The following is a 15,478-nucleotide window of genomic DNA, read 5'->3' as shown; positions in this document are numbered from 1 at the left end:
AGCGCCGGGTGGGGGTACAAATGGGGGTGCAAAGGGGTGATTTGGGGGTACGCAGAGCTCTGTACCCCCTCCCCCCAGCTGAAACGCCCCCGATCGCCCCCGCTGGAGCTGTACCCCTCGGAGTCGCCCCCATGTTGACCGACGCCCAATGCAGGAACGCAACATGCCCGCCAGACCGGAGGCAGGCGCGCTTCAGCGATTCCGGCGGCCTGTACCTGCAGGTCAGCCCGGCAGGATCGCGGCGCTGGTTCTGGAAGTACCGGATTGCCGGCGCCGAGAAAGCGCTGGCGCTGGGACGGTACCCCGACGTGAGCCTGACGGCGGCGCGCAGGGCTCGCGACGCCGCCAGGCTGCAAAAGGCCGGAGGCCGGGACCCGGTGGAGGCGCGCAAGATGGCCAAGCTGAAGGCCAAGGTGGTGGCGTCCGACACCTTCAAGGCCACCGCGCTGGAATGGTTCGGCAAGCATGAATCGCGCTGGAGCACCCACTACGGCATCCGCGAAAAACGCAACCTCGAGAAAGACCTGTTCCCGCTCTTCGCGGCGCGGCGTATCGGCGAGATCGAGCCGATCGAATTGCTGGCCGCGCTGCGCCGGGTGGAGGAGCGCGGTGCGCTCGACGTGGCTCACCGGGTGCTGATGACCGCACGCGCCGTCTGGCGCTACGCCGTGGCCACGGCGCGGGCACCGCGTGACATCACCGGCGACCTCAAGGGCGCGCTCACGCCGCACAAGAAGCGCCACTTCGCGGCAATTACCGACCCTGTGAAGCTGGGCGAGCTAGTTCGGGTGATCCGGGCCTATCAAGGTGGCCCGATCGTGCGCGCTGCGTTGCAACTCGCTCCGATGCTTTTTCAGCGCCCGAACGAACTGCGTGGCGCAGCATGGTCAGAAATTGATCTCGACAAGGCCTTGTGGACGGTGCCGGCGGCGCGCATGAAGCGGCGCAAGGACGGCAAGGAACACGGCGACCCGCACCTGGTTCCGCTGCCGCGGCAGGCCATCGAAATTCTCCGCAACCTGCACCCGATCACCGGGCATGGCGCCATGGTGTTCCCCGGCGAGCGGAGTCACGATCGGCCTATCAGCGACAACACCCTGCGGGCCGCGCTGCTGACCCTGGGCTACGGCCCCACCGTGCAGACCGTGCATGGCTTCCGTGCCACGGCGCGCACGCTGCTGGCCGAAGTGCTGGAGGTTGAACCGCTGGTGATCGAGGCTCAGTTGGCCCATGCCGTCAAGGACGCGAACGGCCGGGCCTACAACCGCACCCAGTACGCAAAGCATCGGGCCGACATGATGCAGAAGTGGGCGGACTACCTGGACAAGCTTGCGGCAGGTGCGGACGTGATACCGATTGGCCGCGCGGCATGAAAACCGAGGCCTCCCAGCTAGGCAGGGTGACATGTTGCCTGTCGTGCCGGCCAACTGGCCGTGACTCTCAGCCGAAATAGGCCACCACGCAGCGCCCTCCGGGCGTGGCAGGTATTTGTCCGGTTGACGGTGATCTTCGAAAACTCGCTGGCCTCACCTGGGGTCGGCATCCTCACGTGAGTATTTCTATGGACGAACCTTTTAAGCCCGCTTGGGGCGACCTTCAGGCCGAGGCCCACGTTCAGCGCGAGATATTCGATGAAGTCCACGACGCGCTCGAGGCAGCTTCATCGGGAAATGAACTTGATCGACTGCGAACGAACAGGGATCGCTGGCAGGCGCTGGCCTCGCTCTATGAAGTTCAGAACTCCGATCTGGAACGCGCGCTCTGGCGCGCTGAGCAGGAGGTGGTGCGCGCGCTGAACAGACTCGAAGAGGCCACCAAGAAGCTCGGGCGCGGGCAGCGCCGCAATCCCGTCCCCACGCGCGCAACGCAGCTCTACAACCTTGTGGAGCGGTACAGGTGGTATGCGGAGCTTGACGGCGAGTCCTTCAACTTGACGGAGGCCGTGCGTCAAGTCACTGCAAGGCTCTACGCTCAGGACGCGAGGGGCGTGCCGCTCCCTGCCGATCGCTTGGTCGAACTGGTGCGCAAACGTCTGGACTACAACCTCAACACCTACCGGAAGGTCAGGCGCCTTAGGGAGGGCCCCAGGGGGAGGGTCTGAAATTCCGATTTGTTGCCCTCTGCCCGAGAACGTCTGGAAAAAGGACATTCGCTCCTATCTCACAACGGCAAACAAGGCCGTATACGAAGGAGCACAGAAATGCCGATTCTCAGAATCCCCTCCATCAAGGCAGAGATGGGGCACCGCTCAAACGCGAGCGTCTACAACGCCGTCCGCGACGGCTTGCTCACCAAGCCGATCAAAATTGGTCAACGGGCAGTGGGGCTGCCCGACTACGAGGTCTCGGCGATCAATGCCGCGCGCATCGCGGGCAAGTCCGATGCGGAGATTCGCGAGTTGGTGCATCGCCTGCACGCCAAGCGCGCTGAACTCGTGACGCTGTAGGGGGCACCATGACCCCCAAAACAAAAGCCGTCCGGATGCTGGACACATCCCGGACGGCCACCAAGAAAAATCAACGCTGCCAGTTTACCGAGTGCCTGTTTTCTGAGCAATCGATCAACACCGAGCGCCCTGATAGCGTCAGCACAGTGGGGACCGACGTGAATGTGTCCCCCGATCACGACCAAAAGCGCTTCGCCACCCTGGCGGCCCAGTTCGCCATCGCTGGCCATGCGCTTGTTCGCAGCAGCCCCGCAGAGGGTGCTACCGCCTTCTACGCGATGCGGTGGGGCTGCATCAAGCCCCTTGCAAACCTCGACGCCTGCGAGCGCTTTTTGAATTTCATCAAAGGTGATCGCAATGTCGCCGATTGAGAACGTCTTGCTCCGCCTCGACCCCTTCAAGAAATCCGGATCCGGTTTCTCCGCGCGCTGCCCGGCGCATCAGGATCGCGGCGCCTCGCTGTCGATGACGGAGGGCGAGGAGGGTCGTGTGCTGCCGGGCCGCGCCGCGGGCTGGCCCCTTCACGAGGCGTCGCCGCCATCGGGCTGATATGGCCGGCCTGTTCCCGCGAAGCGGCAAGCCGCGCCTGGCCTGACCCGCGCTGCACGCTCGGATCGGCCGACCCACACCTGCCCGACGCGCTTCCCCCTGAAGGCCTTCGCTCCGGGTTGATGTGCGAGGCGTTGCGCGGCTGAACCGGCGGACATCGCCCACGGGATGCAATGCCCTCTGCGAGTCGTCGCATGGCCCCGTGAAGGCCTGCCAGGAGGCCCAGGACGCGTTTCGGGGCTCAGCGAGGCAAACCACCTTGCCTGATCAGCTGCACGCGCTCCTGCAGGCCATCCGTGCTTGCGGCGGTGGCGAAGTAGCAGGCAGCGCCGCGCGTTTTCAAACGGCCCCGAGACGGGCTCGAAACGGACCGAGAATGGCAAAGAAATCCTCACGCTACAAGAACGCGAACCGGGACGCAGGGCCCTTCATCGCCCTTCCCTACTCGGTGATCGATTCCCCTGACTACCGCCAGCTCAGCGTGCACGCGCGCGCGCTGCTCATCGACATCACTCGACAGCTGCGGGGTGACAACAACGGGATGCTGCTCTGCTCCCGGGCGCACATGCTCAAGCTCGGATGGAAATCCGTCGACATGCTGGTCAAAGCCAGGAACGAGTTGCTCCACGCAGGCCTGCTCTACCAGACCGTGCAGGGGCACCGGCCGAACAAGGCCTCGTGGTTCGCGGTAACTTGGTACGGTCTCGATAAGCTCAACGGATACGACGCGGGAGCGGCCGCGGGTTTCGTCCGCAGCGCGTACAAGCCGGCCATCGTCGCGAAAACGCGAGTCTTAGACCGCCCCACGGTACAGAAGGCCTCGCCGTAGTACCGCCTCACGGTGCAGAGGACACCGCCGCTGTACCGCCCCACGGTACTGTCATGGTCGTTTTTTTCCTCCTCCCTGTACCGCCCCACGGACACCATCTAGATAAGCCATCTCCTCAGGCATTGGATCCCCATGTATTGCTCCTGCCTTCTCGGCTGGCGATGCGAGGCCGGTCGCGCCTCACTTGGAGTCCGCCTTGTAGAAGGCGTGGTCATGCAGCGCGGTAGTACCTCGCCTTCGGGCACCCGCCGCGGCGCTCCGGAGGCTTCCCTCTCAAGCGGCAGAACGCGCGTCGAGCACCGGCCCGCGCCCCCGTAGCCCCCTCGTCACAGAGGGGCTGCCCCCCCCATCGACCACCCCGACGAAAACGGCTCGCACAGCGCCGCCGCCCGCGCCCTGGACTCGCGCGGCGCCCAAGCACCATGCACCATGCACCATGCACCATGCAGCCCAGACCCGCACCACCCATCCCGCTATCGAGAGCACACCACCACCGCGCTCACACACTACCGGAGGGCGGTGGTCATGTGTTGACGAAGGACGAGCATGGCGTCGTCGTACCGGGCTGGTCGGCGTGGGTCGGTGCCTGCGATCAGGTGCTCGGCCTTGAGCATGTTGCGGCTGACCTCGCCCTTCCAATCGCCCTTGTCGCGTCGCAGCCCCGCCGTGAGGTCCAGGCAATCGTTGAAGCTGGTGGCGTCCATGTACCAGTCGGAGAGCGCGGCGATCTGCGTGGTGTCCAGGGTCTCGTCGGCCACCAGCGTCGGGAGGGCCGTGGCGAGGCCGTGCAAGGGCACCCGGTACCCGGTAGCCGGGGGACTTCACTCGACCCCTGAGGTAGGTCTGAGCCAGATCGCGGCCGGTGCGCAGGTCGAGGCCGATCACGGCGAAGTACCCGGGTCGAACACCCCTGCGTTCACGTGCGGCCAGCCACTGGGGCGCCTTGATGGCGACGTAGAGGGCAACGATGGCGTCGACGGCCTGGACCCAGGCGGCCCACTCGCTGCGAGGCATGCAAGTCAGTTCCCAGGACCACTGTCAGAACAGGCACCACCCTGGCGGGTTCGGGATGGCGGCGACGATGGCAGGATTGACGGGCAAGGAGACTGGCATCTGCTACGCGATCCCGCCGATCACCTGGTCAAGCGCCACCTTGCCCAGGGCCTTCACGGCATCCAGCGACAGCTCCAGCCCCTTGTCCTTGGCCATCGACTTGACCTTGGTCCAGACCGTCTTGGATCGGATGATGTCCAGAAGCTCGTGCCCCTCCCAAGTCAACTCGGGACATGCAATGCCCGGCCCGCCCAGGGAGTCGAAGCGGACGCCCTGGATGAAGCCAGCATCGCGCAGCAGGAGCAAGTGCCGCACCCTCTCGGTCTCGTCGGGCGGCGTATCTTGGCCGTAGGCGTATTGAGCTCCCTGGAATTGCTGCTCGCCCAAGCCCTCAATCTCTTCGAGGACGGAGCGGATGGTGTCCCAGTCGCGTTTCATGGGAGGGCATTGTGAGGCCGAAGTCCGGGCGCGGCCAGACCGGCGACAAGGCGCTCAAACGCGCGATAGCACGTGCTGCTAGCGGTGCCCGAGTGTTCACCTTGCCTTCACCTCGTCCTTCACCTTGATCGGCACCATGCCGCTGGCTTGGTGAAGGCAAAAGGTGAGCTTCCAGGTGAATATTTCTTGCAAAATCAAATAGTTATTATTGTTTTTTAATCAACTGCATTAACTGCCAAAACTCCTAGAGGAAGAACGCGCCCAGCGGCTGACAAAACTCGCAAAGGGCCCCTGGATCGACCGGCCTAGAGTACTGTCAACGTCAACATGAGCGTGCTCGAATGGCTGATCCTCAAGGCGGTGGTGCTCGTCATCGCCGTCGCCATCTATGGCTTTTGGCTTGGCCGGAAGGACCGTGACGGCTGACCACGATCAGTTGCTAGGGGTCCGCCGCAGCACCGCGCAAAATTCGACCTCGATGCGGGTACAGTCGTCCGTGCCTCAGCAAAAAGGGACGAAGGAGGAACGATGGCGGCGCAACTGTCCATCAGGCGTATCAGCGACCTTCTGGGCGAAGGCTTCTTCATTCCGGCCTATCGGCGCGGACAACCGACGGCGCAACTTAGCCCATGGACATCTTCCACGTCATCATCGACACCAGCATTCTGAGCCGGGCGCATTTCAAGACCGGAAACTTCGAGCGGCTTCTGCGGCGCGTCCAGCAGGGAGTCCTCAGGCTTTATATCCCGCAGATAGTCATCGAAGAACGGCGCACGCGACTGCTCTTCGAGTACAGCAAGCTCGCAGAGCAGGCAAAGGCGGCGCAGCGACAGATGCAGCGCGACCATCTGGCAATGCTCCTCGAAGGCCTACCGGCGCCTGAATGCATATTCCCTACACGCGACGAAGTGGACCGCAACTCGCGTTCCGTGTTCCATCAGTACCTGGCCGACAATCGAGTCGAAGTGCTGACGTTCTCTTTCGACCATGCCTCGCGAGCGGTGGAGCGGTACATGCACGGAGCACCACCGTTCAAGCCGGCCGAGGATCGCACCGTCGAGCGCAAGCACATTCCCGACTCGTGGATCTTGGAGGCGGCCCTTGAGGTCAAGGTGAGGCCTGGCCGCCACTGCGTGCTTGTCGACGACGAGCGGTTCGAGTGGGCATTGAAGAGCGTCGAGTTCGAGGTCTTCAAGGACATCGACGCGCTGGACGCAGAGGTCGAGGCAGCCACGGCCGTCGTGCCCGTCCGCGGCGCCGCGCCGGGCGAGCTGGCCGACGCGGCCGGCAGGGAACCGGCGCCGCTGGAGAAGCTCCGAGGCGAGGCGTTCAAGAACGTGGACGTCATCGTCTTCGGCATGAACGAGGCGCTGGGCAACCCGGGCAAGGAAAAACTCTTCGCGACTTTGGAGAGCCTTGGGATTGAGCGGGCCATCGCTGAGCACGAGGCCAGGACACTGGTTCTGTCCGGCATCCTGACCGACACAGGCAGTCACCTGATCCCGACGAACGCCGAACTAGCCAGCCGCGCGGCCGCCGACCAGATCGTGCGGGACCTGCTGATGGGAATGATCTGATCATGGACCTCGACCTGCGCCTCGCCGCACTGGCAAATCTGGTACCCGTCCGAGCCGACGACGTGGAGCGGCGGCTGGCCGCCGAACTGAACCGTGTGGAAGGTATTCTGCAGAACAGTACGGACTACGACGACCTGTCGGCCGCTCTCAAGACTCTGGCGGTGCTGGCGCCCCGGTTCCACGCACGTGTGATGCCGATGCTGGTGGATTTCGTGCGGTCGGTTCCGACCCGGGCGCTGACGCAGGGCGGCGAGTTGATTCCGGCGTCATTGCGCAAATACCGATCTGCCAACCAACTGATCCGCGAAGCGATCGATGTGCCTCACGCGGTGCGTTTCGTACACACCGCTCGCTTTCTGGACTTCCTGCTGGAGCTGTCCAGCTCGAACTATGAGGAGGTCCGCGGCAAGGCGGAACGCGCGCTGGAAGCGTTGGCCGAGTTCGACCTCAACCTCTTCTATGGCGAGCGGGGCCTTGGCGCCAGACCACAGGCAGAGCTTGTGGCCTACTTCGCTAGCTTTGAGGATGGCCCGCTCTTCGACCGTGCCAATGTCATCTTGAAGATGCTGCGCAACGTCTTGTCGCCGTCAATCGAGGGCCACACGTGGACCTACAGCAGCATGACCATCAGCCGTGGAGGCATCACCGCCGTCGGCGGCGTGACCGAGATGCGCGCGGCGGCCATCGCGCTGCTCAAGCGCATGTACACGCTCAACGCCAACGTCCAATACCGAAAGAGCGTGCTGAACGCGCTGGGCGCTGCGACACGCCGCGAGCGCCCAGGCAGCGATGCCGACACCTCGGCGATGTTCGACCGCGACGCGGTGGACGTCTTGAACTTCCTGCGCGACCGGGTGGACACCGAGGAGTTGCAAGTGGTCCAGGCCATCGAGCACGATGCCTACTGGAACTACTATCATGCCGCTTCGATCCGGGTCGCCGACGCCGCGCTGGAGGTGCGCGATGCCATAGAGGGGCGAGCCGAGTACCAGATCTACAAGCAGCTGATCGGCTTCGAGGGCATACACGGGACCTGGGAGGATCTGAAGCGCTCCGAGACGGCCTGGAACTACGCCGACGACAAGCGCCTGCAAGCCGCAGCGCGGTATGTTGACGAGATCAGCGACGACACCTTCGCCGTCTGGCGAGATCGGATCCTGGCATTCTCGAGGACCCGGTCCGACGACATGGCGACCTTTCCGGTCTACTACGAGTTCCTGAAGTCCATCGGGCAGAAGCGGCCGCGCCTGGCCCTGGAGTTGGTGCGGAACCACCAGGAGGTCATGGACCCCTTTCTGATCGCGCTGTTACGTGGCCTCTGGTCCAGCGAGTGCGAAGCGGAGGCAGAGGCCATCGCGCTGCAGTGGATCGCCGACCACGCCCGTCTGGCGGACCTTGCGAAATCCCTGAACGTTGACAACCAGCCGAGGCTGGACCTGCTGACCAAGGTGATTTCCGAAGCCGAGCGTGTCGGGGACACGAGCGCCATCATTGAAGCGATGGGCGTCGCGGCCCGCCAGTACGCGCGCGGACATGCCGGAGCCAAGGACGTATTCATGCTGGGCATGCGTGAGGTAGCCAAGCGCCGCGATGCCCGCTGGGCGAATGTCGTTTGGTTCAACCGGGATTTTCGCAAGCTGGTTGAGGCGATGGCGCCGGCCGAGCGGGCCGAAGTGCTCGCCAGCATGGCACCGCTGAAGAAGGTGAGCTATCAAGCCGAAGAGGTGCTATTTGCCATTGGCCAACAAGACCCGCAGGAGCTGCTGAACTTTCTGATGGCACGTGTGCGCGAGGAACAGGCTCGCAAGAAGGACATGCTCGAGGTGGAGACGGACGAAGAAGACCGCTTCGAGGCAATCCCATACAGCCTGCACACGCTGGACAAGCTGCTGGCTGAAATGCCGGTGCCGCTGCTGTCGGCGGTGCGACGCGAATTCAAGACCGAGACCGCTGGCATGTTCCCGTACTACGGCAGCGCACGCCTCATCAAGGCCGCGTTCCCGGCGTTTGAAAAACCGCTGCAGGATCAATTGTTGACCTACATCCGGACAGGCAAGCCCGCGGACATCGAGTTTGTGGTGGCCGTCCTGCGCGCCTACGGAGGTGCGGCGCCCATCTTGCCGGTCTGCAAGGAGATCATCAAAGTCGTCCCGGAGAGGTCCAGTGCCTGGAACGAGGTAGCCGCCGCTCTCGAGTCGACAGGCGTGGTGGCCGGCGAGTACGGCATGGTCCAAGCGTTCGAGGCCAAGCACGACGAAATCGCGGCCTGGTTGGACGACGGCAGTCCGAAGGTGCGGGCCTTTGCGGCTTGGCTCACTCAGATCCTGGACCAAACGATTGCCCAAGAGCGTCAACGTGCCGACGAGAGTCTGGCCTTACGCAGACATAAGTACGGCGTCGGCAAGGACGGGGCCTAGGGCCAGGCGCGGATTTCCGTCGTCGATTCATTTGGGAGTTCGTCCTCGGCGAGAAATCGGAGGCGCGCGCGGTGCGACGCAGGGAAACCAGGCTTCAGCACGCACGTCCGCTTCGCAGCAGTTGCTGCCACTCGAAGCCGAAGCGAGACCTCCCGGTCACGCCCCTAAAGCAGTCATCCCGGCGCGGACGCCCCTGCAATGCCAACTGCGCTTCCAGAGGTTCTGCTAACAGTGACCGCACGCTAATGCCCGCACGCATCTCGAGCAAAAGGGGCGCGTTTGGAGGCATCTGCTGCGCCTGTCTTTTTCAGGTGCCGTCAGGCTTTGCGCGATACGGCAATCTCGCACAACACACCCGGGCGTGATCAGCTCGACACATTCGTCAAAGGAGTTGCCGGGGCCGTCGAAGCGCTCGACAGGTCACGCAGCCGGTCGAGGACGCTCCGGGCCGCCTCGGGCCCCGCTGCGCGCAAGGCCAGCAGCGCCGCGGCCAGGGCGGCCTTGTCATCGTAGCGTAGCAACTGGGCGATTTCATCCGCCGAGACAGGCAGCGCGTGACACATGTAATCGAGAACATCGGCCTCGATCCGCTGAGTCATCACCTGCTCGATCTCGTCCTCGCGCGCGGCAGCCAGCACCTTTCGCCATTCAGCGAGTCGCGAGCCGCGCACTTCGACGGGATTCAGGCCATATCCGAATTTTTCGACGGCCCGGTCGACGTAGCGGTCGAAGCGATGCCCGGGCCACTCGCGATCCAGGCGGAGCTGGAGCTCCACGACGAGGCGCTCGCCGTCGGTTGGATCGATGAGTAGGTCGCACGCGCGGATCGCGAGCGCCAGGAGGTCCGACAACTCCTTTAGCAGCGCGTCGAAACAAGACTTCCAGTGGCTATCGGAAACAGGGGAGCCGACACCGCACGACCTCGAATACCAGTCCGACGCAACGCGCATGGTCTTGACGTCGCGCGTGCTGTCGAAGGCGAGGTTGTGGCTCATCGACGTTCGCAACGCGCCGACGTGCGGCAGCAAGGCCGCCGCCGTGCTCCAGGGTGGCAACGATTTCAGGAACCCGAGCGGTACACGCGCCGTCTCATTGAGCATGACGTAGCCCCACGCGACGAGCCGGATAAAGGACAGCTCATCGGCATCGCCTCTCGGCGCTTCGACCGTGATCTCGGCCAGCGCCGGCTTCACGTGCACCGCGAGCCGGCGGCGGAGGGTGTTCAAATCCGAATGCAGGGTCCCGAACGTCATGACTTGGCCCCGATACGAATCGGATCGGCGATCGGCCCGAGGAAATTAAACGCGATGTTGAATCCTCTCAATTCCCGTCCCTTTTTCAGGTCCTCGCCGCTGAATTGCCGGACCTCCAGGTCGATCTTCCCGGAGAAGTTCTTCACCGAGATGGACCAGTTGCCCTCCTTGCGCAGGCGATCCGCGGTGCCTCGATAGCCCTCGGGATCCTCGCTGACCAGCAACAATCGGCGCACGACGCGCGAGCCGTCCTCGAAGTCCGAATCGCGGGCCAACTGGTTGAATTGCTCGCGCGCCAGCGAAGAATCGCCCGTGATCCATCGCAGCGCTGCCTCGAGCAGGCGGTAGACGTTCGATGCCCCGCTCCCGGCCAATTCGTTCAAAGTCCGGACATAATTCAGAATCTTGTTCTGGAACGCGAGATCCTGCGGAATGACGCATCGATCGCGCCGCAGTAGCCGCTCGCCGGACACCGCCAGCCATCGCAATTGGATCAGCAACTGCAGGGCGCGCGGATCATGGGCAATCTGTTCGTAACGATCCTCGAGATAGGCGGCGGCCTTGTCAGCGTGCTTCTTCATCGCGGCGTCCACGGCGCGCGTCGCGTCCAGCGCGTCCGGGCAGAACGAGCGTGCCCGCAGGTAATAGGCCACCGCCGGCTTAAGCCGCTCGAGTTCCTCGAACGAACTGTCCTCAAGCGCGTTGTCGCGCAGCACTTGCGCGACCCTCATGCGCCGCTCCTCGAACTCGGCGCGGTAGCGCTGCAGCTTGAGGTCCGCGCTGAAGCTGTCGAAGGTGGAATAGATGTCCGCGAGCAATTCCTGCTTCTGGTCCTCGGACAGCACGTTCTCTCTCACGATCAGTGCGGGCGCCCAGATCGCGATATCGAAGGGGTGGTAGCTGCTGGCCGTTGAGGCAGCCGAAGTGATGGCCACCCGGGCCGCGCTGTAGTGCGACATGATCTGCTCGGCATTGGTCTTGCGGCGCGCCAGCCCAACCGCCTGGTAGCAGTAGATCGTCGCGCGCTCGACGGACAGGTTCTGCCGCATCCGCTTTCCCGCGGACAGCTTGCCGTCGACGATCTCCTTTAACGCGATCTCGATCACCTCGCGCGCCTCCTCGAGGATCTGGTCGCGCTGCTCATCGGGGATGCGGTCTTCGGGATCTGAGGCACCGTCGGAGATGAAGACGGTGTCGCGGCGGAACGCCGACTCCTGAACCATCAGGCTGGCATCACGCACACTGTGTCGCGTGCGCAATTCGGTCAATGCGCGCGCGAAATCGAGGTAGCCTTTCTGGTAATTTTTAAGCCTCGGACCGTCGCGATGCATCTTATGCAGCAGGTCGCGTAGGAAATCGCGTTCGGCCGTCGCGTCTACGCTGGAGATCCGGGCCGCGCGGATCAATTCGACGATGCAACTCACCTCGCGCGAGGTGCCGGCCAAGCGTCGGGCGCAGATAAGCTCGGCCTCAAGCTGCAATCGCGGAAACACCAGCAGGTCGTTGCCCTCTCCGTCGGCCATCTTCCAGCGGAAGAGGTCCAACTGGTCGAACATATACAGGATCTGTGCGTAGTCGAGGTTGTCATTGACGCTGCGGATGGCGCGCAGGAGCAGGTTGACGGGAACGGGGCAGTCCAGCCGTCCGGCGATCATCACGTAGTCGACGAAGCGCCCGGCCGCATCCTCGCCCTCGGCCGCGAGCGTCTCGTCGGACTCGAAGATCTCCATGTCGCCCCCAGTCAGGCCGGCGTCGATCAACTTCTGCGCGAGCTGCGACTGCATCCGCTGCGGACGCGGGACGCTTCTGGCCCGCAGGCGGATCAACCCCTCCGTCGCCCGCGCCTCGTCGTTGACGCCCCCCACGATGCGCGCCCGGCTGACTGACAGATAGCGGTACAGCATGGGCAGCACCTGGTCACCGGCGCGCTGATAATCGATCTCCTCGTTCTGTCCGAACCTCTCCACCAGCGACTTGATTTGCGCGGTCTCGTTAGGGGTCAAATTCGTCGGCGCTTCGGCGTACTTCGTGTTCGACGTGAGGCCGTTGAGCTCCAGCCGATAACAGGTGCCGACGATGATCACGCGCCGGCCCCGGCTCTTGAGGCCGTCCATCAATTCGCGGTAGCGCCGGACCTCGGAATTGCAATCGCATAGGATTACCGTGCAATCAGCTCCGCTGCGTTCCGCCGTCTCGCAGAAGTCGTCCAGCTCCATCGCCAGCGGCACGCGCGCCCAGGAGTACAGCACCGGCAGGTGGAACTGATTGCGCAGCAGCCGCGCGACGCGAGCGACCGCCAGGCTCTTGCCCATGCCCGATTGGCCGTGGATGATGACGAGGCTCTCCGCCTGCCCCGGCCGCTGCACCAGCTGCTCTACCTGGCTCCAGAGCTGCGCCTCGAAGTCTCGCTCAATCGAGAACCCCCTCGCCACGCCCTCGACCAGACCGCGCGCTCCGCTCAAATCGCCGTGGAATCTGCGGAAGGCTTCCGCCAACTGCAGCTTGTCGAGCGGCTCGGGCGGATCCGTCCACATGTCGTCCACGACGGCGGCCGCTGCCTCGACTCGCAGCCGGAGGCTTGGGGTAAGGCGCAGGAACTTGTCGGTGCCCAGTGTGATGGCGCCGGAGTCGGGCTGGAAGATTGTCTGTGCGGCCTGGGGCGACCCGGACGCCATCTCGAACGCGAGCACCACCTCCTCGAGGCTGCGCTCATCGGTGGCCAGGTTGCCGCTGGCGACGAGGTCGTCGAAGAACTCGGACTGCGGTGGCTTCTGGTGCGCGAGGAACCAGAGGATGCGCATTCCCGGCTGTGCCGACAGGGGCGCGAGCAACTCGTCGACCGAGAGCCAGTCGTCGTCGCGAAAGCCCGCGATCACGAGCAGGCCAAGCGAGGTCGTGGTCTCTGGAATACGGTTGACCAGCGGATTCGTGTGGACCGCGCGTCGTATCTGTAAGTCCTTGCGCGACCGCGGCGCGCGCGTTTCCGGCGAGATCTCGTCGGCTCGGCCGAACAGATAGTGCACGCCCGGACGTGCGCGGCTGCGCGGTACCCGCGGAAAATGATCTTTGGAAAGTATGGACTCCGGGATCCTTCCGCGCGTCTCGAGCCGCATGACGATGCGCGGATCGACGGCCGACGTGAAGACCGCGCTCCACGCGACCTGGAACACCTGCTCGAGCGCTTCGGACAGCACTTGGCGCTCGAAGCGCTCGACGATCCAGGAATAGATTTCGTCGCTCAGCGGCCGCTGCAACAATGTCGTCCAGGTCGCCTCGAGATCGCCCCCGCCCAGATGCTTTTCGATCCTTGCGACGAACGGATCGGTCTTCGCTTGCGCGCTGGCATATCGCTGTCCCAGGAACAGGACGACGGGTCGATTGCTCGCGACGGCGCCGCCGAGCTCCTCCAGAACCTTGTCAGACACTCCCGACTCCTCGCGAAGGTGATTCGGAACCAGTCTACTCGACGAATTCGCGCGCTTCGCTGGTCGAAATACCTCGAGAACCAATGCCGTTCCGGACGTGTCGACAACGCGCCGTCCTGTGGACCTACGCTGCCAGAAACGGCAACGGATTGGCAGCATGGCCAATTCTCGGCTACCAACATCAAGGGCGTGCAGCGCCAGGAACTGCTCGGCGCGCGGCTCCTGGCCGTGCCAGGTACCTGGCAGCGCGAGGGGGCGGTGAAGAACCTGATCGCGGCGCGCTTGGAAGATCTGACGCCCTTGCTGGGGCGGTTGGCCGGCGCCACGGTGAGCCAGGACTTCCGATAGGGAACTTCATCGAAGGCACCGCTCGCTACTGGGAGTTCAAGCGGCTGCTCGTCTGCCCTCTTACCTCTCGGTCGCCGGAGCTGGGTTCAGTGCCGCGCTCAAGCATGTTTCGACGCAGCGGAAACGGTGACCGAAAGACGGATAGGGTGGAAGGAAGAGTTCCGCTCTAATGCGGTCTTGATCGGCGCTCTTGGTTCATACCTGTCGGCGCCATTTTTCGCGTTATTGCGCGAGGAGAAGCCGATGAAGCTGCGAACCGGATACCAAAGTCGCGACGAACAACCTGACCAGCGGCTCTGGAAGAATCTTGGCTATGGCGGCAAGACCGCCAGCCACGAAACATGGCGCTACTGGCCGCAGGCGGGCACCGGACCATGGACCATTGCAGCGCCGTTGGGAGCGGCCGAGTACTTACAAGATGGGCTGCGACTCTTCTACCGGGACGAGCTGATATACGAAGCCAAGGAAGGCGAAGGTCAGTGGGACGTGACGTGGCAAGCCCTTGCCCACTTCTACGGCGACCTCGCCCGCAAGCTGGCGCGTGATGTGCCGATGAGCGCTAGAACCTGCATGGACAACCTTGACGACATCTTGCGCGAGGCGACGGCCGCGGTAGATCTGAGCTATTTCACGCTGGACATCGCCGGGGGCGAAGCCGTGTTCCGCGAGCGCGTCTACTGCTATGAGCTCTACCACCAGATGCGGCAGTTGTGGCCGCCGAAGGATGAGTGCAGGTTCCTGCTCTCTGGCGAGGTTGACAAGTCGGGGCACATGCTGCTGCAAGAACTTGGCGCCGACGGAACCAAACCCGACCTGCTGGTGCACCGGCCGGGTTACATGGAAGACAATTTCGCGATCATCGAGGTGAAGCACTCGACCGCGCTTGAGGGCGTACGCAAGGATTTGAAGACCCTTGACCTATTCATGCGCAAGGTCGAGTACAAACGCGCGATTTATCTGATCTATGGCGGGCTTGCAACCGAGAAGGCCGCTGCAAAGATTGCCGCCGAGGCTAAGGAGTTGACGATCACAACTCCGATCGAAGTCTGGCTTCAGCCTGAATGCGGGAAGCCGGCGACCCTGTTCTCGAAGCTGGCCGGACCGCACGATGTGGCGGGCGCGTAGCCGAGATCTACAACGGCG

General features: G+C 63.8%; 14 protein-coding genes. 10 read left to right on the top strand and 4 right to left on the bottom strand.

Translation table 11 applies throughout. From position 1 onward, the window contains the following. Window positions 1–131: 131 nt before the first annotated feature. From ABID97_RS14550 to ABID97_RS14525, 6 genes are all read left to right on the top strand, one after another. Window positions 132–1,373, top strand: a complete 1,242-nt coding sequence (locus ABID97_RS14550) for a tyrosine-type recombinase/integrase (RefSeq protein ID WP_354399165.1) — start codon at window positions 132–134, stop codon at window positions 1,371–1,373. 188 nt (window positions 1,374–1,561) lie between these two features. After that, window positions 1,562–2,101 carry a hypothetical protein gene (locus ABID97_RS14545; RefSeq protein WP_354399164.1) on the top strand — a complete coding sequence of 180 codons (540 nt, stop codon included), beginning with the start codon at window positions 1,562–1,564 and terminating at the stop codon, window positions 2,099–2,101. A 99-nt stretch (window positions 2,102–2,200) separates the two neighbouring features. Next, window positions 2,201–2,446 carry a helix-turn-helix transcriptional regulator gene (locus ABID97_RS14540; RefSeq protein ID WP_354399163.1) on the top strand — a complete coding sequence of 82 codons (246 nt, stop codon included), beginning with the start codon at window positions 2,201–2,203 and terminating at the stop codon, window positions 2,444–2,446. Window positions 2,447–2,454: 8 nt separating this feature from the next. After that, window positions 2,455–2,817: a hypothetical protein gene (locus ABID97_RS14535; protein WP_354399162.1), complete on the top strand. Its 363-nt coding sequence runs from the start codon at window positions 2,455–2,457 to the stop codon at window positions 2,815–2,817. A 7-nt stretch (window positions 2,818–2,824) separates the two neighbouring features. Beyond that, window positions 2,825–2,995 carry a hypothetical protein gene (locus tag ABID97_RS14530; protein ID WP_354399161.1) on the top strand — a complete coding sequence of 57 codons (171 nt, stop codon included), beginning with the start codon at window positions 2,825–2,827 and terminating at the stop codon, window positions 2,993–2,995. 376 nt (window positions 2,996–3,371) lie between these two features. Beyond that, complete coding sequence (locus ABID97_RS14525) at window positions 3,372–3,824, top strand: hypothetical protein (protein WP_354399160.1); 453 nt, start codon at window positions 3,372–3,374, stop codon at window positions 3,822–3,824. A gap of 506 nt (window positions 3,825–4,330) precedes the next feature. On the opposite strand, the gene ABID97_RS14520 is transcribed toward ABID97_RS14525, so the two are convergent. Together ABID97_RS14520 and ABID97_RS14515 are read right to left on the bottom strand one after the other, a co-directional pair. Then, entirely contained in the window at window positions 4,331–4,621 is a 291-nt protein-coding gene (locus ABID97_RS14520) for a hypothetical protein (RefSeq protein ID WP_354399159.1), read from the bottom strand. Between the two features lie 319 nt (window positions 4,622–4,940). Beyond that, on the bottom strand, window positions 4,941–5,315 hold the full coding sequence (locus ABID97_RS14515; RefSeq protein WP_354399158.1) for a DUF2513 domain-containing protein: 375 nt from the start codon (window positions 5,313–5,315) through the stop codon (window positions 4,941–4,943). A 629-nt stretch (window positions 5,316–5,944) separates the two neighbouring features. Between ABID97_RS14515 and ABID97_RS14510 the strand changes: the two genes are divergently transcribed. Further along, entirely contained in the window at window positions 5,945–6,892 is a 948-nt protein-coding gene (locus tag ABID97_RS14510; protein ID WP_354399157.1) for a PIN domain-containing protein, read from the top strand. 2 nt (window positions 6,893–6,894) lie between these two features. Beyond that, entirely contained in the window at window positions 6,895–9,309 is a 2,415-nt protein-coding gene (locus tag ABID97_RS14505) for a hypothetical protein (RefSeq protein ID WP_354399156.1), read from the top strand. A gap of 365 nt (window positions 9,310–9,674) precedes the next feature. Here ABID97_RS14505 and ABID97_RS14500 read toward each other — a convergent pair whose 3' ends face one another. Further along, complete coding sequence (locus ABID97_RS14500; RefSeq protein WP_354399155.1) at window positions 9,675–10,562, bottom strand: hypothetical protein; 888 nt, start codon at window positions 10,560–10,562, stop codon at window positions 9,675–9,677. After that, entirely contained in the window at window positions 10,559–13,987 is a 3,429-nt protein-coding gene (locus ABID97_RS14495) for a P-loop NTPase family protein (RefSeq protein ID WP_354399154.1), read from the bottom strand. Before ABID97_RS14495 ends, ABID97_RS14500 begins: the two co-directional genes overlap by 4 nt. A gap of 189 nt (window positions 13,988–14,176) precedes the next feature. Between ABID97_RS14495 and ABID97_RS14490 the strand changes: the two genes are divergently transcribed. Next, window positions 14,177–14,335, top strand: a complete 159-nt coding sequence (locus ABID97_RS14490) for a hypothetical protein (protein WP_354399153.1) — start codon at window positions 14,177–14,179, stop codon at window positions 14,333–14,335. Between the two features lie 126 nt (window positions 14,336–14,461). Beyond that, window positions 14,462–15,460 carry a hypothetical protein gene (locus ABID97_RS14485; RefSeq protein ID WP_354399152.1) on the top strand — a complete coding sequence of 333 codons (999 nt, stop codon included), beginning with the start codon at window positions 14,462–14,464 and terminating at the stop codon, window positions 15,458–15,460. The last annotated feature ends 18 nt before the right edge of the window (window positions 15,461–15,478 follow it).

Source organism: Variovorax sp. OAS795, assembly GCF_040546685.1.
Taxonomy (GTDB): domain Bacteria; phylum Pseudomonadota; class Gammaproteobacteria; order Burkholderiales; family Burkholderiaceae_C; genus Variovorax.
The sequence above is the reverse complement of the archived record's forward strand: the minus strand, read 5'-3'. Positions and strand labels throughout refer to the sequence as shown.